Annotated in this window: 2 protein-coding genes; both read right to left on the minus strand. The window is 40.7% G+C overall.

Annotated elements, in window-relative coordinates; translation table 11 throughout:
* A partial coding sequence (locus EJ419_RS02635) for a hypothetical protein (protein WP_131283378.1) occupies positions 1-272 on the minus strand: 272 nt, incomplete at its 3' end.
* Positions 273-293: 21 nt separating this feature from the next.
* On the minus strand, positions 294-751 hold a 458-nt coding region (locus EJ419_RS08310; RefSeq protein WP_165496205.1), incomplete at its 5' end, for a hypothetical protein.

Here is a 751-nt window from a genome sequence, read left to right on the forward strand (position 1 = left end):
GTCTTATTATCATCATTAAAATCAACAAAAAAATAAGACAAATAAAAAACGGTCGCCATCAGCACGATATAACTAATCGCCTTGAGCTGAATTCCCCTAAGGGTTAGGGCTCTTCCATCACCATCACTGTAGTATAACGTCTCAGGTAAAAGAGCATCCATCATATATGACAAATTCGAACGCTGATACGAATCATCAAACTCAAACACAGACTCATCAGCAGTATCATTCAAAACCTGAGACATACCCTCACCATCTACACCATCAGCCATATCCACGCTCAAACTCTCATCTCACTTACCCCGGAAGAATTCAATAATCTTCTTCGGCCCATCATACAATTTCGAATACCCTTCACTACTCGCCTTCATCCACGTACTACCCGCAATATTCATCATAGTTTTAACACCCGATGACGTAGTATCCTTATCCTCATAATTGTTCCGAACTAACCCATAAAAATTCTTCCCATTCTTCACTCCCTCCTTAACAAGACTTGTCGTATCTTTAACCACAATCTCCGTAGTCATAGTCGTAAAATCAGTCTTATGCTTGACAATGCCAGGAAGATATAAATCCTTCACATAATTCTTCGCATTCGTCTTCATAAAAGTACCCCACGATACAGAACCCTCGCTCTTGCCTAATACCAAAGCCATCTTTCCACCAGCCTTAGCAACAGACTTTGCACTTTTTATGGAAGACAACGCCTTACCAAACGGAACAAAGGCAAGTGCAGTTTCTGCTACAC

It is taken from the genome of Alloscardovia theropitheci (genome assembly GCF_004332295.1).
Classification (GTDB): domain Bacteria; phylum Actinomycetota; class Actinomycetes; order Actinomycetales; family Bifidobacteriaceae; genus Alloscardovia; species Alloscardovia theropitheci.